The organism is Micromonospora terminaliae (assembly GCF_009671205.1).
Lineage (GTDB): Bacteria > Actinomycetota > Actinomycetes > Mycobacteriales > Micromonosporaceae > Micromonospora > Micromonospora terminaliae.
The window spans coordinates 4967561-4991515 of the sequence record NZ_CP045309.1 but is presented as its reverse complement, the minus strand read 5'-3'; the positions used below and the strand labels follow the sequence as shown (position 1 = coordinate 4991515).

The following is a 23955-nucleotide window of genomic DNA, read 5'->3' as shown; positions in this document are numbered from 1 at the left end:
GAAGGACGACCATGGAGACCCCCACGACCGCCGACCTCTACGACCGGCACGGCGACGCCCTCGGCTCGTGCGACGCCCAGCTGCGCCAGTTCGGCGGGGTCCGGGCCTTCGCCGGCCCGGCCGTCACGGTGCGCTGCTTCCAGGACAACGCCCTGCTCAAGTCGATCGTGACCGAGCCCGGGGAGGGCCGCGTGCTGGTGGTGGACGGCGGCGGCTCTCTGCACACCGCCCTGATGGGTGACCTCATCGCCGGCACGGCGGCGGAGAACGGCTGGGCCGGCGTGGTGATCAACGGCGCGGTCCGCGACGTCGTCGCCCTCGGTGCGCTGCCGATCGGCATCAAGGCGCTCGGCACGAATCCCCGCAAGAGCGCCAAGACCGGCGCCGGCGAGCGGGACGTGCCGGTGTCGTTCGGCAACTGCGACTTCCCGCCCGGGGCGGAGGTGCACAGCGACGACGACGGGGTCGTCGTGCTGCCGGTCGCCGGGCGGGACTAGCCCTCGGTGGCCGGGTGCGGGGCGACCTGACCCTGGCGGAGCCGCGCCGAGCAGAGCTCGGCCAGCTTCGCGTACGCGGGGGCGCCGATGAGGGCGGTCAGCTCCGGGCCGTAGGAGATGTACATCGGCTCGGCGCCGACGTGCGCGTCGGTGGAGGAGGTGCACCACCAGTCCAGGTCGTGACCGCCCGCGCCCCAGCCCCGCCGGTCGAACTCGGCCAGCGTGGAGATCAGCACCTTGGTGTTGTCCGGCCGCTTGTGCCAGTCCTGGTCGCGGCGGATCGGCAGTTGCCAGCAGACGTCCGGCTTGTATTCCAGCGGGTGCACCCCGTCGCGCAGCGCCTGGGCGTGCAGCGCGCAGCCGCCCCCGCCGGGGAAGTCGGCGTCGTTGAGGAAGACGCAGGGCGCGTCGGCGGCGCGGGTGGCCGTACGCCGGGCCGGGTTCTTCCCGTCGATCGTGTCGTTCTCGGTCCAGTTCTTGAAGCCCCGGCGGAAGTGCTGCCAGGTCTCCGGGGTGAGCCGCTTGACCGCCGCCCGGACCCGCTTCTCGTCGTCGCCGTCGGTGAAGAACGCGCCGTGCGAGCAGCACCCGTCCGCCGCGCGGCCGGCGACGATGCCGTGGCAGCCCCGGCCGAAGATGCACGTCCAGCGGGAGAGCAGCCACGTCAGGTCGGCGCGTACCACGTGCTTGGCGTCGGCGGGGTCGACGAACTCGATCCACTCCCGCGGGAAGTCCAGCCCGACCTCGCGGCTCCGCGGGTCGTCGGGGTCGTCCACCAGCACGTGAAGTTCGATCTGCCCTGTCACCCGGACCAGCGTACGCGGGGTGACCCCGCCCGGCCGGTGAGCCGGCGAAACGTGTTGGCCCTAGGGTCGTCTGCATGCGACTGGGTGTCCTCGACGTCGGTTCCAACACGGTGCACCTGCTGGTGGTCGACGCCCATCACGGCGCCCACCCGTGGCCGGCGCACTCGGAGAAGGTGGTGCTCCGGCTGGCCGAGCAGATCGGCCCGGACGGCGCGCTGACCGAGGTGGGCGCGGACGGGCTGGTCAAGGCCGTCAGCATGGCCCGCGCGGCGGCGGACGGGCTGGAGGCGGACGACCTGCTGGCCTTCGCCACCAGCGCGGTCCGCGACGCCACCAACGCCGGCGAGGTGCTGGCCCGGGTCCGCGACGAGACCGGCGTACGCCTGGAGGTGCTCTCCGGCGCGGACGAGGCGCGGATGACGTTCCTGGCGGTGCGGCGCTGGTTCGGGTGGTCCGCCGGCCGCCTGCTCGTTATGGACATCGGGGGCGGCTCCCTGGAGCTGGCCGCCGGCATCGACGAGGGCCCGGACGTGGCGGTCTCGCTGCCGCTGGGCGCGGGGCGGCTGAGCCGGGAGCGGCTGAAGGTCGACCCGTCCGGCGCCGTGCCGCCCTCGGCCGAGGCCGTCGAGGAGCTGCGGGAGTACGTCGACGCCCAGCTCGATCCGGTGGCCGAGCAGCTCACCGAGGTCGGCTGGGAGCGGCCGGTGGCCACCTCGAAGACGTTCCGGACGCTGGCCCGGCTGGCCGGCGCGGCACCCTCCGGCGCGGGGCTGTGGGCGCGGCGCAGCCTGACCCGCACCGGACTGCGGCAGGTGCTCGGCTTCATCCGGCACATCCCGCCGGCCCAGCTGCCCGAGCTGGAGGGGGTCAGCGCGCAGCGGGCCCACCAGCTCCTCGCCGGGGCCGTGGTGGCCGAGGCGGTGCTGCGCCGGCTCGACGTGGACAGCCTCGACATCTGCCCCTGGGCGCTGCGCGAGGGCGTCATCCTGCGCCGCCTGGATCAGCTCGCGCCGATGTGATCCCGGCGGCCGTTCTACGTCTTTTGCGGCTGCTCGTCCCGATGCTCGATGGCGGGTACGGCTACCCTGAGGGGTGTGACTTCCCGCGTTCCGGTGCTCCTGTCCACGTCCTCGGTCTTCCCTGAGCGGACCGCGGCGGCGTTCCAGCTGGCCTCGACGCTCGGCTACGACGGCATCGAGGTGATGGTCTGGACCGACCCGGTCAGCCAGGACGCGGGCGCGCTGCGAGGTCTCGCCGACCACTACGGCGTCCCGGTCCTCTCGGTGCACGCGCCCTGCCTGCTGGTCACCCAGCGGGTCTGGAGCCCCGACCCGTGGGAGCGGCTGCGCCGGGCCGCCGAGCTGGCCGAGACGCTGGAGGCGCCCACCGTCGTGGTGCACCCGCCGTTCACCTGGCAGCGCGACTACGCCCGCAACTTCGCCGACGGTCTGGACAAGATCGCCGGTCGCTTCGGCGGGCTGCGGTTCGCCGTGGAGAACATGTACCCGGTGCGGATGGCGGGCCGGCAGTTCGTGCCGTACGTGCCGGGCTGGGACCCGACCGACACCGGCTACGCCGCGTACACGCTGGATCTGTCGCATTGCGCGGCCTCGCACACCGACGCCCTGGCCATGGCCGACCGGATGGGGTCCGAGCTGGCCCACGTGCACCTGGGCGACGGCACCGGCGAGGGGCGCGACGAGCACCTGGTGCCCGGGCGCGGCGGCCAGCCGTGCGCGGAGCTGCTGCGCTCGCTGGCCGGCCGGGGCTTCACCGGTTCGGTCGCGGTCGAGGTGACCACCCGGGGCGCGAAGAGCCGCGCGGTCCGCGAGGCGGACCTGCGCGAGTCCCTCGAGTTCGCCCGGGCCAACCTGACCGCACCCTCCCCGGTCGACGCCTGACGCGGGGACAGGCGCCGGAGGTCAGCTGACCGGGGTGAGGGGTTCCGGCTGGGCCGGCACGGTGACCTGGTCGCCCACGGCGGCCCGCTTGCGGGCCCGGTGCGCGGCCACGTGCGAGCGGGTGGCGCAGCGCTCCGAGCAGAACCGCCGGCAGCAGTTCGACGAGGTGTCCAGGTAGACGTTGCCGCAGCGCTCGTCGGCGCAGACCCCGAACCGGGCGCTGCCGTACTCGCAGAGCCAGACCGACAGCCCCCACACCGCGCCGGCCAGGTATTCCGAGCTGACCGAGGCGCCCCGGCTGGTCACGTGCATGTGCCAGTCGGAGGAGTCGTGCCCGGAGATGCGCGGCTGCACCGGGAACGCCTCCAGCAGCGTGTTCAGCTCCGTCACCGCCTCCGCGTCCCGGCCCGAGGTGCCGTACTCGAAGACGTCGCGCAGGCGCTTCTGCGCCCGCCGGAAGATCGCCAGGTCCCGATCGGCGACCTCGTCGCGCATCCACGCGTTGTCGTCCGGAAAGAGGGCCCGCAGGTCGTCGAGGTCGTCCAGGCGGGCGTTGACGAGATCAACACCGGTCCGGGCGTACGCGTCGAAGTTCACGACCCCAACGGTAGACGACTCACGGGGTACGCGGCGCGTCGATGTAGTGGGGCAGGAACCGCGCGTAACCGTCCGTGATGAGGCTCTCGCTCTCCCGGAGGCCCGCGCCCGCCGACTCCCCGTCCACGATCCAGCTGCCCAGCACCATCCGGTTGCCCGCGAACTCGGGCAACGCCCGGAACTCCTGGTAGCAGAATCCCTCGTCGCCGTAGCTTCCCGGACTGGTGATCTCGGTCCCGCCGGTGACGATCCGTACCGAGGCGCCCTCACGGCCGAGCAGCGGCTTGGCCACGTACCCGGTCATCCCGCGCGGCGAGTCCAAGTACGCGGGGAGCAGGTACTCGTGGTCCGGGTAGAGCTCCCAGAGCACCGCCAGCAGCGCCTTGTTCGACAGCAGCAGCTTCCAGGCCGGCTCGATCCAGCTGGTCGGGGTGCCCGGCTCCAGCGCCGGCGGCCCGTACGGCTCGGCCAGCATCCACTCCCACGGGTAGAGCTTGAAGCAGGTGGTGACCGGCCGGTCGTCGGCGTCGACGAAGCGCCGCCCGTCCCAGCCGATCCGCTGGATCGGCAGCAGCGTGACGTCCAGCCCCGCCTGGCGGGCGGTCTCCGCCAGGTAGCCGGCAGTGATCTGGTCCTCGCCCGACTCCTCCTCCGCGGACCAGACCACGTGCACCCGCGGGTCGTGCAGCCCGGCGCCGATCTTGGCCCAGGCGCCCACGAGCCGCTCGTGCAGGCTGTTCCACTGGTCCGCGTCGGGCCGGGTGTGCTCCAGCCAGTACCACTGCACGATGCTCGCCTCGACCAGCGCCGTCGGGGTGTCGGCGTTGTACTCCAGCAGCTTCGGCGGCCAGGTGCCGTCGTACCAGAGGTCGAAGCGGCCGTAGAGGGTCGGCGGCGACTCCCGCAGGGAGCGGGCGACCGCCTCGGCGGCCCACTGCGGGATGCCGAACTCGGCGTACCGGCGGCGGGCCACCACGTGCTCGGCGGCGGCCACCGACATCCGGTGCAGCTCCTCCGTCGCCTCCTCCAGCCGGAGCACCTCGTCCAGCTCGAAGGCGTAGGCGGCGGTCTCGTCCCAGTACGACATGACCCCACCGTCGGGCAGCTCGGTGTCGACGTACACCAGGCCCTGGGCCCGGATGGTCGCGTCCCAGCCGGGACGCGGCGTGCTGGTTTCGCGCCGCACCTCAGCCCCCGCAGGAGGCGAGGTGGGTGCCGAAGCCGCCGCGTTCGGGCAGCGCCGCGGCGACCGGCGCGGGGGTGTCCCGGGCGACGGCGGCCGGCGCGGGGACGCGCAGGGCCACGGCGACCGCGTCGCCGCCCCCGCCGGCCGGACCCAGCGCGCAGTCGTCATCGTCGTCGTAGCCGTTGTTGCAGCCGGACAGGGCGAGGGCCAGGGCGGTCAGGGCGCCGAGCTGCACGGTGGCCGACCGGAGCCGGCGTCGGGGGTGTCGATCCACATGATCGTTGTAGCGGATCCCCGCCAGCCGGGGCCGACCCGCGGTGCCCGTCGGAACGCTGCGTGACGTTGCCCGCCGCCCCCCGGCGCGGGTCCACCGCCGGGCGTTACGCTCGGCTCATGCTCCGTTCCGTCATCCTCGCCGCCTCCCGGTCATCCCAGGTCGAGCGGCTCGTCGCGACGGCCCCCTTCACCCGGGACGTCGTCCGCCGGTTCGTCGCCGGCGCCGGCACCGACGACGCGCTGCGCGCGACCCGCGCACTCGTCGCCGACGGCCAAGCGGTCACCCTCGACAACCTCGGTGAGGACACCGTCACCCCGGAGCAGGCGAACGCCACCCGGGACGAATACCTCAAGCTGCTGCGGCTGCTGGGCGCCGCCGGGCTCACCCCGGCCGCCGAGGTCAGCGTCAAGCTCTCCGCGCTCGGCCAGATGTTCGACGAGCAGCTCGCCTACGACAACGCGCGGGCGATCTGCGCGGCGGCCGACGCGGCGGGCACCACGGTCACCCTGGACATGGAGGACCACACCACCACCGACTCGACGCTGGACATCCTGGCCAAGCTGCGCAAGGACTACCCGTCGACCGGCGCGGTGCTCCAGGCGTACCTGCGGCGGACCGAGTCGGACTGCCGCGAGCTGTCCGGCGCCGGCTCGCGGGTGCGGCTCTGCAAGGGCGCGTACAAGGAGCCCGAGTCGGTGGCGTACCAGTCCGCCCGCGAGGTCGACAAGTCGTACGTGCGCTGCCTGAACGTCCTGATGTCCGGTGACGGGTACCCGATGCTGGCCACCCACGACCCGCGCCTCATCGCCATCGGCGAGGACCGGGCCCGCTGGTTCGACCGCGGCCCGGAGCGGTTCGAGTTCCAGATGCTCTTCGGCATCCGCCCGGAGGAGCAGAAGCGCCTCGTCGGCGACGGGTACACGGTGCGCACCTACGTCCCCTACGGCGACCAGTGGTACGGCTACCTCATGCGGCGCCTGGCCGAGCGCCCGGCCAACATGATGTTCTTCGGCCGGGCGCTGATCTCGAAGAAGTGAGCTGACGAAAGTCTTGACGCCGTAAAGCTAATGGCATTAGCTTTACGGCTATGACTGTTAGCCAGGTGGCACGGGACGGCGGAACGATCGCGTACGAGGTGCACGGGGAAGGGCCGCTCGTGGTCCTCGCCCACGGCATGGGGGAGAACCGGGCGACCTTCCGCCACCTGGTGCCCCGGCTGGTGTCGGCCGGCTACCGGGTCGCGTCGGTCGACGTGCGCGGCCACGGCGACTCCAGCCCGCGCTGGCCCGGCTACGCCCCCGCCGAGGTGGGCGGCGACCTGCTCGCCGTGGTGCGGGCGCTCGGCGGCGACCCGGCCACCCTGGTCGGCAGCTCGTCCAGCGCCGCCGCCGTCGTGTTCGCCGCCGCCGACGCCCCCGCGCTGGTCAGCGGGATCGTGCAGGTCAGCCCGTTCGTCGCCCCGCCGAAGCCGAACCCCGCGCTGCGCGCGGTCCAGGCGCTCGTGCTGCGCAGCCCGCGCCTGTTCGGGATGTTCCACCGCAGCCTGTTCCCGTGCGGCCGGCCGGCCGACGACGCCGCGTACCGGAAGGAGATGGTCGCGAAGCTGCGCGGCCGGATGGACGCGGTGCGCGGCGTGGTGGCGCCCGCCGAGCCGCACTGGACCGCGCGGGCCCGCGAGGTGCGGCAGCCGGTGCTGGTGCTGATGGGCACCAAGGACCCGGACTTCCCGGACCCGGGCGCCGAGGCGCGGGCCGCCCGCCGCCAGTTCGCCACCGCCGAGGCGCGCATGATCGCCGACTCCGGCCACTACCCGCACGCCGACCAGCCCGAGACCACCGCCGGCGACCTGGCCGAGTTCCTGGCGGTGACCGCCCGTGCCTAGGGCCGGCCTCACCCCGCAGACCGTGGTCCGTGAGGCGGCCGTGCTCGCCGACGAGGTCGGCCACGACCGGCTCACCCTGGCCGCGCTGGCCGCCCGCCTCGGTGTCGCGCTGCCCAGCCTCTACAAGCACGTCCGGGGCGTGGACGCGCTGCACCAGAAGCTGTCCGTGCTGGCCACCGCGGAGGTCGCCACCGAGCTGACCACCGCCGCCGCGGGCCGGGCCGGTGGCGACGCGCTGCGCGCCGCCGCCACCGCCTTCCGGGAGTACGCCCGCCGCCACCCCGGCCGATACCCGGCCACCCAGCGGGCGCCGGACCCCGACGACCCCGAGCACCTCGCCGCCGCCGAACGGGCCGTCGGCGCCATCTACGCGATCCTGCGGGGGTACGACCTCGACGGCGACGCGGCCGTCGACGCCACCAGGATGTTCCGGGCCGCCGTGCACGGCTTCATCACCCTCGAGGCGGCCGGCGGATTCGGGCTGCCCCGGGACATCAACCGTTCCTTCGACGAGATGGTGGCCGCGCTGGACACCGCGTACCGCAACTGGAGGACCCGGTGAAGGCCCTGCTGCTCACGCTCATCTTCCTGCTGGAGCTGGCCCTGCTCGCGGCGGCCGGCTGGTGGGGCTTCACCCTCGACGCCGGCTGGCCGGTGCGGCTGCTCGCCGGCCTCGGCGCACCGCTGGTGATCGCCGTGGTCTGGGGACTGTTCTGCTCGCCCCGGGCCAGCGTGACGCTGCCGGCGCCCGCCAAGCTGGGCGTGCAGGCCGCCTGCTTCGTCACCGGCGGGGTGCTGCTCGCCCTGGCCGGGCGCCCGGTTCCTGGCGCGGTCCTGGTGGCCCTGTGGGCACTCGACAAGACCCTGCTCACCCTCTCCGGCGAGAAGATCTGACCGGTGGCATTGCTGCCGGGCGGCACCCCGGTGCCTCCGGTCGCCCGCCTGTCGAGCTGACGTCAGGAACGACTCACGCCTGAACCCGTGACCCCCGCCCTTGTCGCACTGCGGGTTCCCGTCGCCTGTCGACCTGATGTCGCACGCGGCTCACAACCCCCATGCGCAGCGGGTAACCGCCAACCAGCGCCCCACCACCCCGCCCTTCCTGGATCTTGGACGATCCTCCCTGGATCTTGGACGATTTCGGCCCCTATGGGGGCCGTTTCCTACCAAGATCTCGCAGCCGCACCCGCACCCGCAGCCGCACCCGCACCCGCAGCCGCCAGGCCCCGGGCGCCGGGCGCAGGCGTCGGGTGCGGGCGCGGGCGTCAGGCGTCGGGTGCGGGCGCGGGCGTCGGGCGTCAGGCGCGGGCGTCGGGCGTCGGGTGCGGGGGTCGGGTGCGGGCGTCGGGCGTCGGGTGCGGGGGTCGGGTGCGGGGGTCGGGTGCGGGCGTCGGGTGCGGGCGTCGGGCGTGGTCGCGTGTGGCGGGCGCGGGAGGTCGCTGCGGGCCGCTTGGGTCGTTCTGCGGCTGAGTCGATTGCGATGTCAGCTCGACAGGCGGTGCAGGAGGGTCCGCGGCAAGGGCAGGTGTGTCAGGCCGATGAGTGGTGCGTGGGAACCTCCTGCACGCGTCCGCTACGTCAGGTCGACGGGCGGCAGCACGGACACCGCGGGTTGAGTCGTCGGTGACATCAGCTCGACAGGCGCCGCGACCAAGAGTCGGCTCTGGGGCGCGCGGGGAGTCTTCCCGGAAGGCCCGATTGGTCGTACCCTTCGCCGGTGACCGACGGTGACCAGCAGCCCGCCGGCGCGGCGTCGAGCGGTGACGAGCCGCCGGCCACCGCGCCACGGGACGGCGACGGTCCGCCCGGCCACCCGTCTGCGGCCGTCGACAGCGCCACGGGCAGGACGGCCCCGCCGAACCACACCCCACCGGCCGACGGCGACCGAACCGAGGCCACCACACCGGCTGAGGTGACCAGACCGGCTGTGGCCACCACACTGGCTAAGGCGAGCAGATCGGCTGAGGCCACCACGCCGGCTGAGGCCACCACAACGGCTGAGGGCGACGAACGAGCCGAGGGTCCGCAGCTTCCGGCCCCGCGGCGGCGGTGGCGGCTCTGGGGTGTGTTCGGGCTGGTGCTCGTGCTGGTGGCGTGCGGTGTTCCCGGCGTACTCCTGGTGGGGCTCGTGCGCGACGCCGCCGGACGGCCCGCGGTGGGCCGGGACGACGGGGGCACCCCGGCCGAGCGGCAGCTGCGCGAGCGGATGGTGGCCCAGCTCGACCGGCAGGCCGCCGCGCTGCTCGACGGTGACCGGGCCGGCTTCCTCGCGGTGGCCGAGCCGGCCGCGCGACCGGCGCTCACCCGGCGGTACGCCGCGCTGCGCGCGCTGCGGGTCACGGCGTGGCGACCGGCGGCGGGCGGGGTGCCGGCGGCGGTCGACGGGCGGCCGGGGGAGTGGCGGCTGACGGTGACCGTCGGCTACTGCTTCGTGGTGCCGGGCTGCACGCCGAGCAGCGTCGAGCTGGGCACCCGGTGGCGGGTGACGGGTGACGGGGATCCCCGGCTGGCCGCGGTCGAGGAGTCCCGGGCGACGCCGGCCGGCGCGCGGCCGTGGGAGGTCAGCGACCTGGCCGTGGCGGTCGGGAAGCGGGCCGTGGTCGCCACCACGCCGGCGTTGCGGGGCAAGCTGCCCGGACTGCTCGCCCAGGCCGAGGCCGCGGCCCGGGTCGCCGACCTGTACGCGGTGGGCGGCACGCCCCCGGACCGCTATCTCGTCTACTACGCGGGCCGGAACGAGTGGCAGCGCTGGTACGGCGGCGGCCGGCCGAAGTGGACCGCCGGTTACGCGGTCGGGGTCGGCGGCGGGCACCACGATGTCGTGCTCAACGCGCAGAGCCTCACCCCGACCGGCGTCGACGACCTGCTCCGGCACGAGTTGACGCACGCGGCGTCGCTGCCCGACCGGGGCTACGCGGACCGGTCGAGCTGGTGGCTCGTGGAGGGCCTGGCCGAGTACGCGGGCGCGGACGGCCAGCCGGTGGACCGCTACGAGGGCCTCGCCGAGGTCCGCAAGCTCGTCCGCGGCGGGTGGAACGGCCGGCTCGACGCCCTCGCCCCGGCCGACGACGCGGCCGACGACCGGGTGGGCGGGGCCTACGGCATCGGCTACCTGGCCGTGCGCCACCTGGTCGACCGGTACGGGGAGCAGCGGGTGCTGGACTTCTTCCGGGCCGTGCTGCACGAGCGCCGGCCGATGACGGAGGCCGCCGACGAGGTGTTCGGCGAGCCCTGGCCGGGGCTGCACGACGACTGCGTGGCCTACCTCCGGGCGGTCGTCGGCTGAGACGTCGACGCTGGTCGACGGGTCGTAGCATGGGCCAGGTGGCCCGCACCCCCTCGCCGCGGCTGCCCGCGGCCCGCCGCCGTCGCCTCCGCACCGCCCTGCTCGCCGTCGTCGCGCTGACCGGCGCCACCGCCGCCTCGTGCGGCGACGACTCGCCCGCCGTCACCGTGGCCGAGGTGGGCCGTTCGCCGGTCGCCGAGGTGATCGACGCGCCGGCCACGGTGACCGCCCGGGCCGCCGCCACCCTCACCGCCCCCGCCGACGGCACCCTGGCCAGCCTGCGCGTCCAGCCCGGCCAGCGGGTCGCCCGGGGGCAGGTGCTCGCGGTGATCGACTCGCCGTCCGCCGAGGCCCGGCTGAAGCAGGCCCGCGAGGCGCTGCGGGCCGCGAAGCGGGCCGGCCGGGGCGTCGGCGCCGGCGACCTGGGCGGCAGCCGGCGGGACACCGACCGGGCCGCCGACGAGGCGTTCGCCGCCGCACGCAAGGCCGCCGGGAAGATCGGCGACCCGCGGCTGCGGTCCGCGCTGCTGCTCCAGGTCGAGTCGGCGCAGCGGCAGTACGCGTCGGCCGCCCGCGCCGCCGACCGGGCGGTCAACGCCGTGCAGCGCGGCGTGGCCGGGCTGAACAGCGCCGTCGGCGCGCTGTCGACCGCGCAGCGCCTCCAGGCCCAGCAGGCGTACGACCTGGCGAAGGCGACGGTCGACGCGCTGACCCTCCGTGCACCGGTCGCCGGGGTGGTGCAGCCGGGCGGCACCCGGGCGGCCACCCCGGCCGACCTCGGTGGACTGCTCGGCGCGGCCGGTGGCGCGGTGCCCGGTCTCGACCCGTCGGCCCTGGGCTCGGCCGGGTCGGGCGGCCCGCCCGCCGGGGTGGACGACGCGGTGCCGGCCGGTGGCCGGGTCACCGCCGGCACGCCGGTGCTGACCGTCGTGGACACCGGCCAGCTGGGCCTGCTCGCCGAGGTGGACGAGACCGACGTGCTGCTGGTCCGGGCCGGGCTGACCGCCGCCGTCGAGCTGGACGCGGTGACCGGCGCGACGTACGACGCCACGGTCCGCTCGGTGGACGTGCTGCCGACCAGCTCGGCGCGGGGCGGGGTCACCTACCGGGTGCGCCTCGGCCTCGGCGCCGGGCGGCTCGGCGAGGGGGAGAGCGCCCCGACGCCCCGGCCCGGCATGAACGCGGTCGTCCACCTCCGGGTCCGTGAGGCCGCCGACGCGGTGGCCGTACCCGCCTCGGCGGTCTTCTCCGAGGACGGGCGGGACGCCGTGTGGCTGCTGCGGGACGGGAGGGCCGACCGGGTGCCGGTCACCGTGGGCGTGCAGGGGCAGGACCTCGTGCAGATCGTCAGCGGGGTGCACGCCGGTGACCGGATCGTGGTGCGCGGCGCCGACCAGGTCCACGACGGCCAGGAACTCCGGTGACCGTCGCCGCGGTCGAGGCGGTCGACGTGTCCCGCACGTACGAGCTGGACGGCGTGTCGGTGCCTGCGCTGCGCGGGGTGTCGCTCACCATCGCGCAGGGCGAGTACGTGGCGGTGATCGGGCCCTCCGGCTCGGGCAAGTCCACGCTCATGCACCTGCTCGGCGGGTTGGACCGGCCCACCGGCGGCCGGCTGGTGATCGGTGGGCGGGACGTGGCGACGCTGACCGCGCCGGAGCTGGCCACGCTGCGCAACGAGACCATCGGGTTCGTCTTCCAGGCGTTCCACCTGCTGCCCCGTACGTCCGCCGTGGACAACGTGGCGCTGCCCCTGGTCTACCGGGGCGTGGGGGCGCGGCAACGGCGGGAACGCGCCGCCGCGATGCTCGGCCGGGTCGGCCTGGGCCACCGGCTGGGGCACCGCCCGAACCAGCTCTCCGGCGGCGAGCAGCAGCGGGTCGCGATCGCCCGGGCCCTGGTCACCGACCCGGCGGTGCTGCTCGCCGACGAGCCCACCGGCAACCTGGACAGCGCCACCGGCGAGGCGGTGCTGGAGCTGTTGGAGCGGCTCAACGCCGAGTCGGGTGTGGCCCTCGTCATGGTGACGCACGACCCGGAGGTGGCGGCCCGGGCGCGCCGGCGGATCGCCGTCCGGGACGGGCTGATCCGGTCCGACACCGTTCATGATCGACCGCTGTCGGGCGGCGACGGTCGACCTGAGACACTGGACCCCGCTCCCAGCGCGGAGCCCCGGTCCGCGTCCGGAAGCGGTCCGGGGCACCCGTCCGGTGGCTCCGGTGGCGCCACCGGAGCCACCGGACGCCTTCCGCGGGACGGCGGCCCGGGCGCGCCCGGGGGTGCCGCGTGAGGCTGGCCGAGGCCTGGCGGGTGGCGTTGGACGCGCTGCGGGCCAACCGGATGCGCAGCGCGCTGACCATGCTCGGCGTGATCATCGGGGTCGCCTCGGTGGTGCTCCTGGTGGCCATCGGCACCGGCACCAAGCAGAAGGTCGAACAGCAGGTGGAAGGGCTCGGCTCGAACCTGCTCCTCGTGGTGCCCGGCAAGCTCGACGTCGGCACCGCCCCGGTGGTGTCGCCGCTGGACCTCAAGGACGTGGACGCCGTCTCCCGGGTGGTCGGCGACCCGGGCCGGGTGGCCGTCACCATCGCCTCCGGCGCGACCGCCCGGGCCGGCACCCGGTCCGACTTCACCACCGTCCAGGGGGTGCTGGAGACCACCCCGACGGTCTTCACCCGCTCGCTGGCCCGCGGCCGCTACCTCACCGGCGCGGACGTGGACACCAGCCGCCGGGTGGCGGTGCTCGGCGCGTCCGTGGCCCGGGCGCTCTTCCCCGACCGGGACCCGCTCGGCCAGCAGGTCACCCTCGCCGGGGTCCGGTTCCGGGTGATCGGCGTGTTCACCCCCCTGGGGCAGAGCCTCGGCGTGGACCGGGACGACGAGGTGCACATCCCGGTGACCGCCGCGCAGCGGCTCTGGGGCACCCAGCGGATCGACGGCATCGCCGTGAAGGCGCCCGACCGGGAGCGGATCGACCAGCTCGGCGAGCGCATCGTGGCCGAGCTGTCCCACCGGCACCCGGACACCGAGTTCAGTGCGGTCACCCAGCAGCAGATCCTCGGCGTCCTCGGTGACATCCTCGGCGTGCTCACCGGGGTGCTGGCCGCCATCGCGGGTATCTCGCTGCTGGTCGGGGGCGTCGGCGTCTCCAACATCATGCTGGTCTCGGTGCGCGAGCGGACCCGCGAGATCGGCCTGCGCAAGGCGGTCGGCGCGCGACCCCGGGACATCGGCGTCCAGTTCCTGCTGGAGGCGGTGCTGCTCACCTCGATCGGCGGGCTGACCGGGATGGCGCTCGGCGTGGGCACGGCGTTGCTGGTCGACGCGGTCTCGCCGATCCCGGCCGCGATCACCTGGTGGTCGCTGGCGCTCGCCTTCGGGGTCTCGGCGGCCGTCGGCATCGTCTTCGGTGTGGTGCCCGCCCAGCGCGCCGGCCGGCTCGACCCGGTGGTGGCGCTGCGCGCCGAGTGAACGGGACGGGCCACCCGTCCGGGCGAAAAACGCCAGCTCAACGGTGACCCTTCCATGATCAAAGGAAGGAAGGGATCGCGCCGGTCACAGCGGCCCCGCTACCGTACTGGTAACACGCGCGTCGCTCGTCGTGGCGGGAACAACCTGCCCGGCGGCACGCGCCGGGCATGGGAATGGGTCGGTGAGCCATGGCCGGGTCGCAGTCCGACGCTCGACTGTCGGATGTCAGGTTCCTGACCGTCGCCGAGGTGGCGACGGTCATGCGGGTGTCCAAGATGACGGTCTACCGTCTCGTGCACAGCGGTGAGCTGACCGCCGTGCGGGTCGGCCGGTCGTTCCGGGTGCCCGAGCACGCCGTGCACGAATACCTCCGGGGCGCCTTCCAGGAGACCGCCTGACACGTCGCCGGCCAGCCCGGCGAGTGCGACGTAACGGGCATCGACGGGGGCGCGTTGGTCCTGCTGACGCACTCCGGCTACCCTGGACCCCGACCGTGACCGCACTCTGGTGTGCCCTGCCCACCACGCTGGTCCGGTCCGTTGTCCGCAAGCGGTCACCGACACCACCCCCCGTGGTGTCTGCCGGTCCGCCCCGCACGTTGCATCGAAAGGCTGTCGTATGGGCTCGGTGGTCAAGAAGCGCCGCAAGCGCATGGCTAAGAAGAAGCACCGCAAGCTGCTGCGCAAGACCCGCGTCCAGCGTCGCCGTCTCGGCAAGTGACCGGGGCCGGGCTCAGGCCCGGCACCCGGCACCACTTGCCTTCTGTCGACCCCCGGAGGCTCAGGTGATCAGGCCGCGGACGTCCCGGCTCGATCCCGCCTGCCGGACGAGGCGCACGGCATGACCCCCGGTGGCACCCCTGGTGCTCCGGGGGTCGTCGTCGTGACCGGGGTCGGCCGCTATCTCGGCGCGCACGTCGCCGCCCGGCTCGCCGCCGACCCGCGCATCGACCGCGTCATCGGGGTCGACCCGGCCAGCCCCAACCCCGAACTCGCCGACCTGCTGTCCGGCGTCGAGCGGGTCCGCCTCGACCTCGACTCGCTCGGCGGGCTCCTGGTCGACCTCGACGTCGACGCCGTGGTGCACCTGGCGCTGGTCACCGCCCCCGATCCCCAGCAGGGCGGCCGGGCGGCGATGAAGGAGCAGAACGTCATCGGCACCATGCAGCTCCTCGCCGCCTGCCAGCGGGCGCCCCGGCTGCGCAAGCTCGTGGTCCGCTCGTCGACCGCCGCCTACGGGGTGTCGTTCCGGGACCCGGCCGTCTTCACCGAGGAGACCGAGCCGCGCGAGGTGCCGCGCGGCGGTTTCGGCCGCGACATCCTCGACATCGAGGGGTACGTCCGCGGGTTCCGCCGCCGCCGGCCCGACGTCACCGCGACCGTGCTGCGCTTCGCGCCGTTCATCGGCTCGACCGCCGACACCACGCTCACCCGCTACTTCGCCCAACCGGTGGTGCCCACCGTCTTCGGGCGCGACCCGCGGCTGCAGTTCGTCCACTTCGACGACGCCCTCGAGGTGCTGCACCGGTCGGTCGCCGAGGAGCACGCCGGCACCTACAACGTCGCCGGGCCGGGGGTGCTCTCGCTGTCCCAGGCCATCCGCCGGGCCGGCCGGGTCGCCATGCCGGTGCTGGAGCCGGGCCTCGCCGGGGTGGCCGCGATCGCCCGCAGCATGGGCTTCGGCCGCTACGGATTGGACCAGGTCGACCTTTTCGTGCACGGTCGGGTGGTGGACACCACGAGACTGGAGCGCGAGTACGGCTTCACGCCCCGCTCGACCGCGGCCGCGTTCGACGACTTCATCCGCGCCCACCACGGGGGCGTGGTCGTGACCCGGGACCAGCTCGCCACGGCCGAGCAGTTGGTGCTGGAGGGCATCCGGCAGGTCCGGGCCGCCGTGCGGGAGCGCTCGTGAGCGGGGCCGAGGAGCGGGGCGAGGCGCGCTACGACGTACCGCTGACCGTGCCCGGGCCGGACGCGGAGCCGGCGCGGCGCAACGGGCACCGGCGGGCCACGGCGGCTGCCGCCGAGCCGGCGATGACGGCGGCGCCGGCGGCCGGCGACGAGCCGGACACGTCCGCCGACGAGCCGGCGCCCGCCCCGCGGACGGGCGAGCCGGGCGACGCTCCGAAGAAGCCCATGGCGAAGAAGGCCGTAGCCAAGAAGGCGGTCGCCAAGAAGGCGACGGCCGAGCCCGCCAGGACCGGGGACCGCCCGGGCGACGCGACCCCGGCCGGGCCGGCGGTGGCGGACCGGCCGGGGGACCACTGGGACCGGAAGGTCGCCAAGGGGCTCGCGTTCCTGCGGCGGCGGCTGGCCGGCGACTACGAGGTGGACGAGTTCGGCTTCGACCCGGACCTGACCGACGCCGTGTTCCACCCGCTGGTCCGGCTGCTCTACCGGGACTGGTTCCGCACCGAGGTCAGCGGCGTCGAGAACGTGCCCGCCGAGGGGGCCGGCCTGGTGGTCGGCAACCACTCGGGCACCGTGGCGCTGGACGCGCTGGTGCTCGCCACCGCGCTGCACGACCGGCACCCGGCGCGCCGCTACCTGCGGCTGCTCGGCGCCGACCTGGTCTTCCGGATGCCCGTGGTCTCCGAGATCGCGCGCAAGACCGGCGGCACGGTGGCCTGCAACCCCGACGCGGAACGGCTGCTCGGCAACGGTGAGCTGGTCGGCGTCTTCCCGGAGGGCTTCAAGGGCGTCGGCAAGCTCTACGCCGACCGGTACAAGCTCCAGCGCTTCGGGCGGGGCGGCTTCGTCTCGGCGGCGCTGCGTACGGGCACGCCGATCGTGCCGGTGGCGATCGTCGGCGGCGAGGAGATCTATCCGATGCTCGCCGACATCAAGCCGCTGGCCCGGCTGCTCAAGCTGCCCTACTTCCCGGTCACGCCGACCTTCCCCTGGCTGGGGCCGCTGGGCATGGTGCCGCTGCCGAGCAAGTGGCTGATCGAGTTCTGCCCGCCGATCCCGACGGCGCACCTGCGCGACTCGGCCGACGATCCGCTGGTCGTGTTCAACCTCGCCGACCAGGTGCGCGAGACCATCCAGCAGACCCTGCACCGGCTCCTCGAACGCCGCCCGGACCCGTTCGGCCCCTGACCCGCGCCCGGCGCGTCAGTCGACGCGCTGGCGGCGGCGGTGCAGGGCCAGCCCGGCGGTGACCGCGCCGGCGAGCAGGCCCGCGGCGGCTGTGGACGGCACGGCGATCTTCACGGCCCGGCGCCCGGTGCGGAAGTCGCGGACGTCCCAGCCCCCCTCGCGGGCCCGGCGGAGCAACGCCGGGTCGGGGTTCACGGCCACCGGGCGCCCCACCGTGGAGAGCATCGGCAGGTCGTTGGCGGAGTCGCTGTAGGCCGCGCAGCGGCTCAGCTCCAGCCCCTCCACCGCGGCGAGCTGGGTGATCGCCTCGGCCTTGGCCGGCCCGTGCATCAGCTCGCCGACCAGCCGGCCGGTGTAGGCCCCGTCGACCACCTCGGCCACCGTGCCGATCGCCCCGGTCAGGCCGAGCCGGGTCGCGATGACCCGGCCGATCTCCACGGGGGCGGCGCTGACCAGCCAGACCCGCTCGCCCGCGTCGAGGTGGCGCTGGGCCAGCTTGCGGGTGCCGGCCCAGATGCGCGGCGCCATCAGCTCGTCGAAGATCTCCTCGGTCAGGCGTTCGACGTCGTCCACCCGCCAGCCCTCGATGAAGGCGAGTGCCGCCTCCTTGGCCTGCGACATGTCCCCGGCGTGCTCGGTGGCGAGCAGCCGGAACTTCGCCTGCTGCCAGGCGAACCGGGCGAGGTCACCGGTGGTGAAGTACTTCCGGGCGGCCAGCCCGCGGGCGAACCAGTAGATCGAGGCGCCCTGCATCATCGTGTTGTCGACGTCGAAGAAGGCCGCCGCCCTCGGGTCGGGCGTGGCGGTGGCCGGGGGTGCCTCCGGGGTCTCCGACCAGCCGGCGGTGTGCCCGTGGACGTCGGTGCTGACCGTCACCTTCCGGCTCCGGGTCACGACGACCTCCCCTCGACAACCGCGTACGCCCAGCCGAGCCTATCCGGCGGGATGTGACGGACGGGTGTCCGGCGGGAGAAGTGTGGCGCGGACTGCTCTTCCGCCCGAGTTCAGCGGTCGCCGGGGCAGCTGGTCGGTGCGGGGCCGAGCGCGTCACTGGCGGCGGGGGCCGGCAGCCCGCAGGCGATCGACTCGCGGAGCGCGTCGGCGCGCCGGCCGGCCGCGTCGAGCAGGGCCAGCGAGCGGCGGGTGCGGTCCCGGTCGGCGTGGTCGGAGCGGTCGAGCAGGCCGCTGACCGCCCGGCGCTGGTCGCCGAGGAACGTGTCGACGGCGTCCAGCGCAGCCGGGTCGGAGCGCTGCGCGGCCACGGTGGTCAGCAGGCGTACGCCCTGGCGGGTGTCGGCGTCCATGTCGTCGAGCACGGCGCTGAAGCCCAGCCGGTCGTCGCGGACCGTGGCGGCCTCGTCGAGCCGGGTCCGGGCGAAGCCGAGGAAGAGCTGGCCCCGGCTGATGTCGGAGCTGGCCAGTGCGAGCTGGGCGCGCTCGGTCGAGCGCTTCATGCCGTAGAGGGCGTCGCCGGGCAGCGCGTTCTCGCTGGCGGCGGAGATGCCGGAGAGGGCGACGGCGCCGGCGGCAACACCGACCAGGATGGCGCCGCGTGCCCGGGCCCGTCGCCCGGTCATCGCCGGCAGCAGCGCGCCACGGACGCCGGTCTTCGCCGGGGCGGCGACACCCTCGCGCTCGGCCGTGGCCACGAGCATCGCCCGCAGCCCGGTGCGGAATTCGCCGTCCACCTCGACGTCGGGGCGGTCGGCGGTGAGTCGCCGGCTCACCGCGACGAGCGCCGTGAGTTCGTCGTCGGACCGGGAACGGACGTGGTGCCGCCGGCCGCCGTTGGCCTCGTCGAGGAGTTGCGCGAAGCGCTCGGCACGCCGACGGGAGAAGAGGTCGCTGTCCACCGCGGGCACCCCCTCTCGCTGGTCACGGCCACGCTGGCCGTCGTCGTCACCGGCGACCGGTGGCAGCGTGACGCCGACGGTCGACCGGGACGGCCGACCTGACCCCGCCGGACCGGGTGGCCCGGGGGACGCCGGGACAACCACTGGTCGCACCCGGAGAAACGGTTCGCGCCGGTCGCCGGTTACGGCCCGGTCGGTTCCGAAATCACCAAGAGTGATCGCTGTCCGGGGTGCGGAGGGTGCGTTCAGCCGCGCCCGGGCGTGGTCGCCGGGCGGGTGGGGCGGGTCGGGTCAGGGCTGGAAACCGTCGGGCAGCAGTCGGGCCAGGGCGCGGACGGCCCGGTACTGCAACGCCTTGATGGCGCCCTCGTTCTTGCCCATGGCGCGGGCCGTCTCGGCCACCGAGAAGCCCTGGAGGAAGCGGAGCACGATGCACTCCTGCTGCTCGGGGTTGAGCTGCTTGACGGCGGTGAGCAGGGCGACGTTGGTGATGTGCTCCACCACCGCGGCCTCCGGGCTGCCCTCGGGCCCACGGTCCTCCCGGTCGGCGTCGAGCACGTCGCCGGTGGTCACCTCCAGCCGGTAGCGGCCGGACTTGAAGTGGTCGGCGACCAGGTTGCGGGCGATGGTGACCAGCCAGGCACCGAGGTCGCGGCCCTGCCAGGTGAAGCTGCCGATCCGCTTGAGCGCCCGGAGGAACGTGTCGGAGGTGAGGTCCTCGGCGAGCTGGCGGTTGCCGACCCGGAAGTAGACGAACCGGAAGACGGTGTCCACGTACCGGTCGTAGATCAGGCCGAAGGCCTCGGCCTCGCCGGCCTGCGCCCGCTCGACCAGCGCCCAGACCTCGGTGGCCGGGTCGGACGGGTCGGGGCGGCTGGGGAAGCCGGTGGCCGGGGCGGCGGTCGCCGGGACGGCCGGCAGCACCGCCGTGTCGCCGGCCGCCACGGCGGGCAGCACGGCGGTCTCGGCGGCCGAGGGCTCGCTGTTGGCGGCGGCCTCGCCGCGCCGGCCCTGGGCCGGCATGGTCGGCCGCGACGGGGTGCCGAGCCGCCCGGCGGCCGGTTTCGCGTTGCCGCCGGGCACCACGGGGCGCGCCGGCGCCTCGTTGTGGTGCGCGCGGTTGCGGACGCGCCGCCCCTCGCCCCGGACGGCGAGACCGCGCATCCCGTCGGCGGCGGCCCGTGGAGCGGGCTCCAGGCGCTCGTTGACGGGTGTTCGCTGGGTCGGGCCGGTCACTCCGGCCGGCCGGTCCGCGTAGCCGAAGGTGGTCACCGCGCCTCCCCGATCCAGGCGGGGCAGGGCCGCACCGGTCTCCGCGGCGTCGCGGCGGGACCGGGTACGCCCCGGCCGGGCGCGGCGGTTCCGGGACGGGCCGACGGGCGGCACGTCCGCATGAGGTGCTGGTCCAATGCGCTCACAGGCACGGGGGCCTCCTCGGGCTGAGGGGTGTCGACTCACGGCAAATGGGGTGAGCCGACCCGAGTGATGATAGGGCCAACGTCACCCGCGCGTGGCAAGTCCGTTACACAGAGCGGAAGTATTTCCGGTCGTGTCGCACAGCTGGCGGACCCCTTGTCCGTCGCGTGTGGTTGACTTTCGCGCCGCCACCTGGTTCGGAGTGGAAAGTCCTGGTCGGAGCCAACTTTCTTGCGCCCCCGGCGTGTCGCGGCAGCGGCTCGGCCGGGCCGGTTCCGGCTGCCCGGAGGACCCCGGCCGCCGACCGGTGGAGGACACCTTCCCACATTCGGGAATCCCGGATGGCGGGGTGGACAGTCCCGTTGAGGGGACCGCGCCCGGCTGTTCGGGCGTGGCCCGGCGGACGCGGCTGTGCCAGACTCAGCCACCGTGCAGGACGCAGCCGACAGTTCCGCGCCGAACCTCGCCGACCGGCTCCGCCGGGCGGCCGCCGTCCACGGTGACCGTCCCGCGCTGCACTGGCGCGACCGGACGCTGACCTGGTCGGCCCTGGACACCGCGGTCACCGCGACCGCCCGCGCGCTGGCCGCCGCCGCGCCACCGTCCGCCCCGGACGGCCGGCCCGCCCGGGTGGCCATCGCCTTCGGCAACACCCCGGACTTCGTGGTCACCTACCTGGCCGTGCTCCGGGCCGGGCTGGTGGCCGTGCCGGTCAACCCGGGCTTCACGGCCCGCGAGCTGCGGCACGTGCTCGCCGACTCCGGCGCCGCCCTGCTGGTCGCCGCTCCGGAGGTGGCCGCCCGGGTGGCCACCGGCGACCTGCCCGCGCTCACCGCCGTGCACACCGCCCCGCCGGTCGTCACCGACGGTGACGAGGCGGCCGGCTTCCCGGCCCGGGGCGGCGACGACCTCGCCGTCCTGCTCTACACCTCCGGCACCGAGGGCCGGCCCAAGGGCGCCATGCTGTCGCACCGGGCCCTGGCCGCCAACCACGCCCAGGTCGACCGGATCGACCCGCCGGTGGTCGGCCCCGACGACACCGTGCTGCTCGCCCTGCCGCTCTTCCACGCGTACGGGCTGAACTCCGGGCTCGGCGCCGTCGTGCACCACGGCGCGACGGGGGTGCTGGTCGACGAGCCCGGCCCGACCGGGGCGCTGGACGAGATCGCGCGGCACCGGGTCAGCGTGCTGGTGGGCGTACCGTCGATGTTCCTGGCCTGGGCCGACGCGGCGGGTGCGCGGCCCGCGGCGCTGGACTCGGTGCGGATCGCCGTGTGCGGCGCGGCGCCGCTGCCGCCGGCCGCCGGGGCACGCTTCACCGAGGTGACCGGGCACCCGGTGCACGTCGGGTACGGGCTCACCGAGACCGCCCCGGTGCTCACCTCCACCCTGGTCGGGGGCGAGCCGAAGCCCGGCTCGATCGGCCGGCCGCTGCCCGGCGTCGAGCTGCGCCTGGTCGGGGCGGACGGCGCGGAGCTGTGGCGCGACGGGGTGCCCGCCGCCGAGGAGGACGACGACGAGCTGGACCTCGCCGACGACCCGGCCGGCACCGACCCGGGGCAGATCGTGGTGCGCGGCGACAACCTGTTCGACGGCTACTGGCCGGACGGGCGGGGCGGCCCGGACCGGGACGGCTGGTGGGCCACCGGCGACGTGGCGTACGCCGACTCCGACGGCGACCTCTTCCTGGTCGACCGGCTCGGCGAGCTGATCCTGGTCAACGGCTTCAACGTCTACCCGCACGAGGTGGAGCAGGTGCTCCAGGCGCATCCCGGCGTGGCCGAGTCGGCCGTCCTGGGGGTGCCGCACCCGCGGACCGGCGAGACTGTCGGGGCGTACGTGGTGCGGGCGGCCGGCTCGACGGTGACGGCGGAGGAGCTGCTCACCCACTGCGCGCGTAACCTGGCCCGGTTCAAGTGCCCGACCGCCGTCGAGTTCGTCGACGACCTGCCCCACTCGGCGATCGGCAAGGTACGCAAGACCGAGCTCCGTCCGGCGGCGCGCCCGGTGCCCGCGCCCGCGTCGCCGACCGAGATCCGCACGGAGGTATCCGATGTCCAGTGACGCCCGGCTCACCCTGATCACCCGGCCCGACTGCCACCTCTGCGAGGACGCGAAGGCGGCGCTCGACCGGGTGGTGGCGGTCACCGGGGACCGCTGGGTCGAGAAGGACGTGACGGGCGACCTCGAACTGGAGCGCGACTACGGCGACCGGCTGCCCGTCGTGCTGCTCGACGGCCGGGAGCACGGCTACTGGCGGGTCGAGGAGGACCGGCTGCTGCGGGACCTGACCACCCCGCAGCTCTGAGCCGCCCCTTACAGTGCACCGATGACCGCTGCGCGCCACCACCTCGTGTGGGACTGGAACGGAACCCTCCTCGACGACCTCGACCTGGTGGTGCGGGCCACCAACGTCGCCTTCGCCAGCGCCGGCGGTCCGGCGGTCACCGCCGACGAGCACCGCGTCCGGTTCCGCCGCCCGATCGCCGACTACTACGCCGAGATGCTCGGCCAGGCGATCGACGCCGAGGCGTTCGGCCGGCTCGACCGGATCTTCCACGAGGCGTACCGGGCCGGGCTGACCAGTTGCGCGCTGGCCGCCGACGCCACCGCTGCGATCGCCGCCTGGCCGGGCAGCCAGTCCCTGCTGTCCATGTGGTTCCACGACGAGCTGGTCCCCACGGTGCACACGTACGGGCTGACCCCGCACTTCACCCGCGTGGACGGGCTGCGCGCCGCGGTCGGCGGCGGCCCCAAGGCGGAGTGGCTGGAGAAGCACCTCGCCGAGCTGGGCCTCGACGGCCGGCAGGTGGTGCTCATCGGCGACTCCCTGGACGACGCCGACGCCGCCCTCTCCGTGGGCGCCCGCTGCGTCCTCTACACCGGCGGTCTCTCCGACCCGGCCCGGCTGCGCACCTCGGGCCACCCGGTGGCCGACACCCTCGCCGAGGCGGTCACCCTCGCGCAGACGTTCTGATCCCGCCGGGGCGCCTCAGGCGCGCAGGTGGGTGAGGACCGCGAGGACCCGGCGGTGGTGGTTCGTGGCGTCCGGGGGCAGGTCCAGCTTCGTGAAGATGTTGCGGACGTGCTTCTCGACGGCGCCGTCGCTGACCACCAGGGCGCGGGCGATCGCGGTGTTGGAGCGGCCCTCGGCCATGAGGGCGAGCACCTCGCGCTCGCGCGGGGTCAGCTCGGCCAGCGGGTCGTTGCGGCGGCGCCGCACCAGGAGCTGGCTGATCACCTCCGGGTCCAGCACCGTGCCGCCGGCCGCCACCCGGGCCAGCGCGTCCAGGAACTCGTCGATCGCGGCCACCCGGTCCTTGAGCAGGTAGCCGATCCCGCCACCGCCGGCCCCGCCGCCGGTGGTGGCGAGCAGGTCGTCGGCGTACGACACCTCGACGTACTGGGAGAGCACCAGGACCGGCGTACGGGGCACCCGCCGGCGGGCCTCCACGGCCGCCCGCAGCCCCTCGTCGGTGTGCGACGGCGGCATCCGCACGTCCACCACCGAGATATCCGGCCGGTGCGTCACCACCGCCTCGACCAGGGCGTCTCCGTCACCGACGGCGGCCACCACCTCGTGTCCCGACTCGGTCAGCAGCCGGACCAGCCCCTCCCGGAGCAGCACGGCGTCGTCCGCGATCACCACCCGCATGGGTCCGGTGTCTATCACGTCCTGGAC

General features: G+C 74.8%; 26 protein-coding genes. 18 read left to right on the top strand and 8 right to left on the bottom strand.

Annotation, left to right across the window (positions count from 1 at the left end):
- Positions 1-11 precede the first annotated feature (11 nt).
- Entirely contained in the window at positions 12-497 is a 486-nt protein-coding gene (gene rraA, locus GCE86_RS22885) for a ribonuclease E activity regulator RraA (RefSeq protein ID WP_154228831.1), read from the top strand.
- Here rraA and GCE86_RS22880 read toward each other — a convergent pair.
- Positions 494-1303 (bottom strand): DUF3109 family protein, encoded by an 810-nt coding sequence (locus tag GCE86_RS22880; RefSeq protein WP_154228830.1) that lies wholly within the window; start codon positions 1301-1303, stop codon positions 494-496. The two genes, rraA and GCE86_RS22880, sit on opposite strands and share 4 nt — an antisense overlap.
- A 74-nt stretch (positions 1304-1377) precedes the next feature.
- On the opposite strand from GCE86_RS22880, the gene GCE86_RS22875 reads away from it, so the two are divergent.
- Both GCE86_RS22875 and GCE86_RS22870 read left to right on the top strand, forming a co-directional pair.
- Complete coding sequence (locus tag GCE86_RS22875; protein ID WP_154228829.1) at positions 1378-2322, top strand: Ppx/GppA phosphatase family protein; 945 nt, start codon at positions 1378-1380, stop codon at positions 2320-2322.
- A 75-nt stretch (positions 2323-2397) separates the two neighbouring features.
- Positions 2398-3204, top strand: a complete 807-nt coding sequence (locus GCE86_RS22870) for a sugar phosphate isomerase/epimerase family protein (RefSeq protein WP_208818037.1) — start codon at positions 2398-2400, stop codon at positions 3202-3204.
- Between the two features lie 21 nt (positions 3205-3225).
- On the opposite strand, the gene GCE86_RS22865 is transcribed toward GCE86_RS22870, so the two are convergent.
- The 3 genes from GCE86_RS22865 to GCE86_RS22855 are packed head-to-tail and all read right to left on the bottom strand — an operon-like array spanning position 3226 to position 5261.
- Positions 3226-3801 (bottom strand): CGNR zinc finger domain-containing protein, encoded by a 576-nt coding sequence (locus GCE86_RS22865; RefSeq protein ID WP_154228828.1) that lies wholly within the window; start codon positions 3799-3801, stop codon positions 3226-3228.
- Between the two features lie 19 nt (positions 3802-3820).
- A complete protein-coding gene (locus GCE86_RS22860; protein ID WP_154228827.1) occupies positions 3821-4987 on the bottom strand; it encodes a glutathionylspermidine synthase family protein in 1167 nt (388 codons plus the stop codon).
- 1 nt (position 4988) lies between these two features.
- Positions 4989-5261 (bottom strand): hypothetical protein, encoded by a 273-nt coding sequence (locus tag GCE86_RS22855; RefSeq protein ID WP_244317042.1) that lies wholly within the window; start codon positions 5259-5261, stop codon positions 4989-4991.
- A 119-nt stretch (positions 5262-5380) separates the two neighbouring features.
- Between GCE86_RS22855 and GCE86_RS22850 the strand changes: the two genes are divergently transcribed.
- The 12 genes from GCE86_RS22850 (at position 5381) to GCE86_RS22795 (ending at position 17004) form a co-directional block, all read left to right on the top strand.
- On the top strand, positions 5381-6301 hold the full coding sequence (locus GCE86_RS22850) for a proline dehydrogenase family protein (RefSeq protein WP_091263147.1): 921 nt from the start codon (positions 5381-5383) through the stop codon (positions 6299-6301).
- A 50-nt stretch (positions 6302-6351) separates the two neighbouring features.
- Positions 6352-7146 (top strand): alpha/beta fold hydrolase, encoded by a 795-nt coding sequence (locus GCE86_RS22845; protein ID WP_154228826.1) that lies wholly within the window; start codon positions 6352-6354, stop codon positions 7144-7146.
- On the top strand, positions 7139-7708 hold the full coding sequence (locus GCE86_RS22840) for a TetR-like C-terminal domain-containing protein (RefSeq protein WP_154228825.1): 570 nt from the start codon (positions 7139-7141) through the stop codon (positions 7706-7708). Before GCE86_RS22845 ends, GCE86_RS22840 begins: the two co-directional genes overlap by 8 nt.
- The gene (locus GCE86_RS22835) at positions 7705-8040 is read left to right on the top strand and encodes a YrdB family protein (protein ID WP_091263035.1); all 336 of its coding nucleotides are present in this window, start codon (positions 7705-7707) and stop codon (positions 8038-8040) included. The genes GCE86_RS22840 and GCE86_RS22835 overlap by 4 nt, the downstream gene beginning before the upstream one ends.
- 823 nt (positions 8041-8863) lie before the next feature.
- On the top strand, positions 8864-10432 hold the full coding sequence (locus GCE86_RS22830) for a hypothetical protein (protein WP_154228824.1): 1569 nt from the start codon (positions 8864-8866) through the stop codon (positions 10430-10432).
- A gap of 29 nt (positions 10433-10461) precedes the next feature.
- Entirely contained in the window at positions 10462-11856 is a 1395-nt protein-coding gene (locus GCE86_RS22825) for an efflux RND transporter periplasmic adaptor subunit (protein WP_154228823.1), read from the top strand.
- Positions 11853-12722, top strand: a complete 870-nt coding sequence (locus GCE86_RS22820; RefSeq protein WP_154228822.1) for an ABC transporter ATP-binding protein — start codon at positions 11853-11855, stop codon at positions 12720-12722. The genes GCE86_RS22825 and GCE86_RS22820 overlap by 4 nt, the downstream gene beginning before the upstream one ends.
- A complete protein-coding gene (locus GCE86_RS22815) occupies positions 12719-13903 on the top strand; it encodes an ABC transporter permease (RefSeq protein WP_154228821.1) in 1185 nt (394 codons plus the stop codon). Before GCE86_RS22820 ends, GCE86_RS22815 begins: the two co-directional genes overlap by 4 nt.
- A 188-nt stretch (positions 13904-14091) precedes the next feature.
- A complete protein-coding gene (locus tag GCE86_RS22810) occupies positions 14092-14301 on the top strand; it encodes a helix-turn-helix domain-containing protein (RefSeq protein ID WP_046564428.1) in 210 nt (69 codons plus the stop codon).
- A gap of 220 nt (positions 14302-14521) precedes the next feature.
- Positions 14522-14623, top strand: coding sequence for a 30S ribosomal protein bS22 (locus GCE86_RS22805; protein ID WP_007465623.1), 102 nt, complete (start codon positions 14522-14524; stop codon positions 14621-14623).
- A 120-nt stretch (positions 14624-14743) separates the two neighbouring features.
- A complete protein-coding gene (locus tag GCE86_RS22800) occupies positions 14744-15817 on the top strand; it encodes an NAD-dependent epimerase/dehydratase family protein (RefSeq protein WP_154228820.1) in 1074 nt (357 codons plus the stop codon).
- A 329-nt stretch (positions 15818-16146) separates the two neighbouring features.
- Positions 16147-17004, top strand: a complete 858-nt coding sequence (locus GCE86_RS22795) for a lysophospholipid acyltransferase family protein (protein WP_154230630.1) — start codon at positions 16147-16149, stop codon at positions 17002-17004.
- Positions 17005-17019: 15 nt separating this feature from the next.
- Here the strand turns inward: GCE86_RS22795 and GCE86_RS22790 are convergent, their stop codons facing one another.
- The 3 genes from GCE86_RS22790 to GCE86_RS22780 all read right to left on the bottom strand — a co-directional run bounded on the left by GCE86_RS22790 (position 17020) and on the right by GCE86_RS22780 (position 20129).
- Positions 17020-17898, bottom strand: a complete 879-nt coding sequence (locus GCE86_RS22790; protein WP_154228819.1) for an HAD family hydrolase — start codon at positions 17896-17898, stop codon at positions 17020-17022.
- A 110-nt stretch (positions 17899-18008) separates the two neighbouring features.
- The gene (locus tag GCE86_RS22785; protein WP_154228818.1) at positions 18009-18857 is read right to left on the bottom strand and encodes a DUF5667 domain-containing protein; all 849 of its coding nucleotides are present in this window, start codon (positions 18855-18857) and stop codon (positions 18009-18011) included.
- 291 nt (positions 18858-19148) lie between these two features.
- Positions 19149-20129 (bottom strand): ECF subfamily RNA polymerase sigma factor, BldN family, encoded by a 981-nt coding sequence (locus GCE86_RS22780; RefSeq protein WP_154228817.1) that lies wholly within the window; start codon positions 20127-20129, stop codon positions 19149-19151.
- 573 nt (positions 20130-20702) lie between these two features.
- On the opposite strand from GCE86_RS22780, the gene GCE86_RS22775 reads away from it, so the two are divergent.
- The 3 genes from GCE86_RS22775 to GCE86_RS22765 are packed head-to-tail and all read left to right on the top strand — an operon-like array spanning position 20703 to position 23250.
- On the top strand, positions 20703-22337 hold the full coding sequence (locus GCE86_RS22775; RefSeq protein ID WP_420846495.1) for an AMP-binding protein: 1635 nt from the start codon (positions 20703-20705) through the stop codon (positions 22335-22337).
- Positions 22327-22581: a glutaredoxin family protein gene (locus GCE86_RS22770; protein WP_154228815.1), complete on the top strand. Its 255-nt coding sequence runs from the start codon at positions 22327-22329 to the stop codon at positions 22579-22581. The genes GCE86_RS22775 and GCE86_RS22770 overlap by 11 nt, the downstream gene beginning before the upstream one ends.
- Before the next feature lie 21 nt (positions 22582-22602).
- Complete coding sequence (locus tag GCE86_RS22765; RefSeq protein ID WP_154228814.1) at positions 22603-23250, top strand: HAD family hydrolase; 648 nt, start codon at positions 22603-22605, stop codon at positions 23248-23250.
- Positions 23251-23265: 15 nt separating this feature from the next.
- Here GCE86_RS22765 and GCE86_RS22760 read toward each other — a convergent pair whose 3' ends face one another.
- On the bottom strand, positions 23266-23928 hold the full coding sequence (locus GCE86_RS22760; protein ID WP_154228813.1) for a response regulator: 663 nt from the start codon (positions 23926-23928) through the stop codon (positions 23266-23268).
- Positions 23929-23955 lie beyond the last annotated feature (27 nt).

Coding starts and splice junctions, on each gene's coding strand:
- GCE86_RS22805 (WP_007465623.1), top strand. CDS start 14,522: ATGGGCTCGGTGGTCAAGAAGCGCCGCAAGCGCATGGCTAAGAAGAAG.
- GCE86_RS22810 (WP_046564428.1), top strand. CDS start 14,092: ATGGCCGGGTCGCAGTCCGACGCTCGACTGTCGGATGTCAGGTTCCTG.
- GCE86_RS22765 (WP_154228814.1), top strand. CDS start 22,603: ATGACCGCTGCGCGCCACCACCTCGTGTGGGACTGGAACGGAACCCTC.
- rraA (WP_154228831.1), top strand. CDS start 12: ATGGAGACCCCCACGACCGCCGACCTCTACGACCGGCACGGCGACGCC.
- GCE86_RS22770 (WP_154228815.1), top strand. CDS start 22,327: ATGTCCAGTGACGCCCGGCTCACCCTGATCACCCGGCCCGACTGCCAC.
- GCE86_RS22845 (WP_154228826.1), top strand. CDS start 6,352: ATGACTGTTAGCCAGGTGGCACGGGACGGCGGAACGATCGCGTACGAG.
- GCE86_RS22800 (WP_154228820.1), top strand. CDS start 14,744: ATGACCCCCGGTGGCACCCCTGGTGCTCCGGGGGTCGTCGTCGTGACC.
- GCE86_RS22850 (WP_091263147.1), top strand. CDS start 5,381: ATGCTCCGTTCCGTCATCCTCGCCGCCTCCCGGTCATCCCAGGTCGAG.
- GCE86_RS22875 (WP_154228829.1), top strand. CDS start 1,378: ATGCGACTGGGTGTCCTCGACGTCGGTTCCAACACGGTGCACCTGCTG.
- GCE86_RS22825 (WP_154228823.1), top strand. CDS start 10,462: ATGGGCCAGGTGGCCCGCACCCCCTCGCCGCGGCTGCCCGCGGCCCGC.
- GCE86_RS22760 (WP_154228813.1), bottom strand. CDS start 23,928: ATGCGGGTGGTGATCGCGGACGACGCCGTGCTGCTCCGGGAGGGGCTG.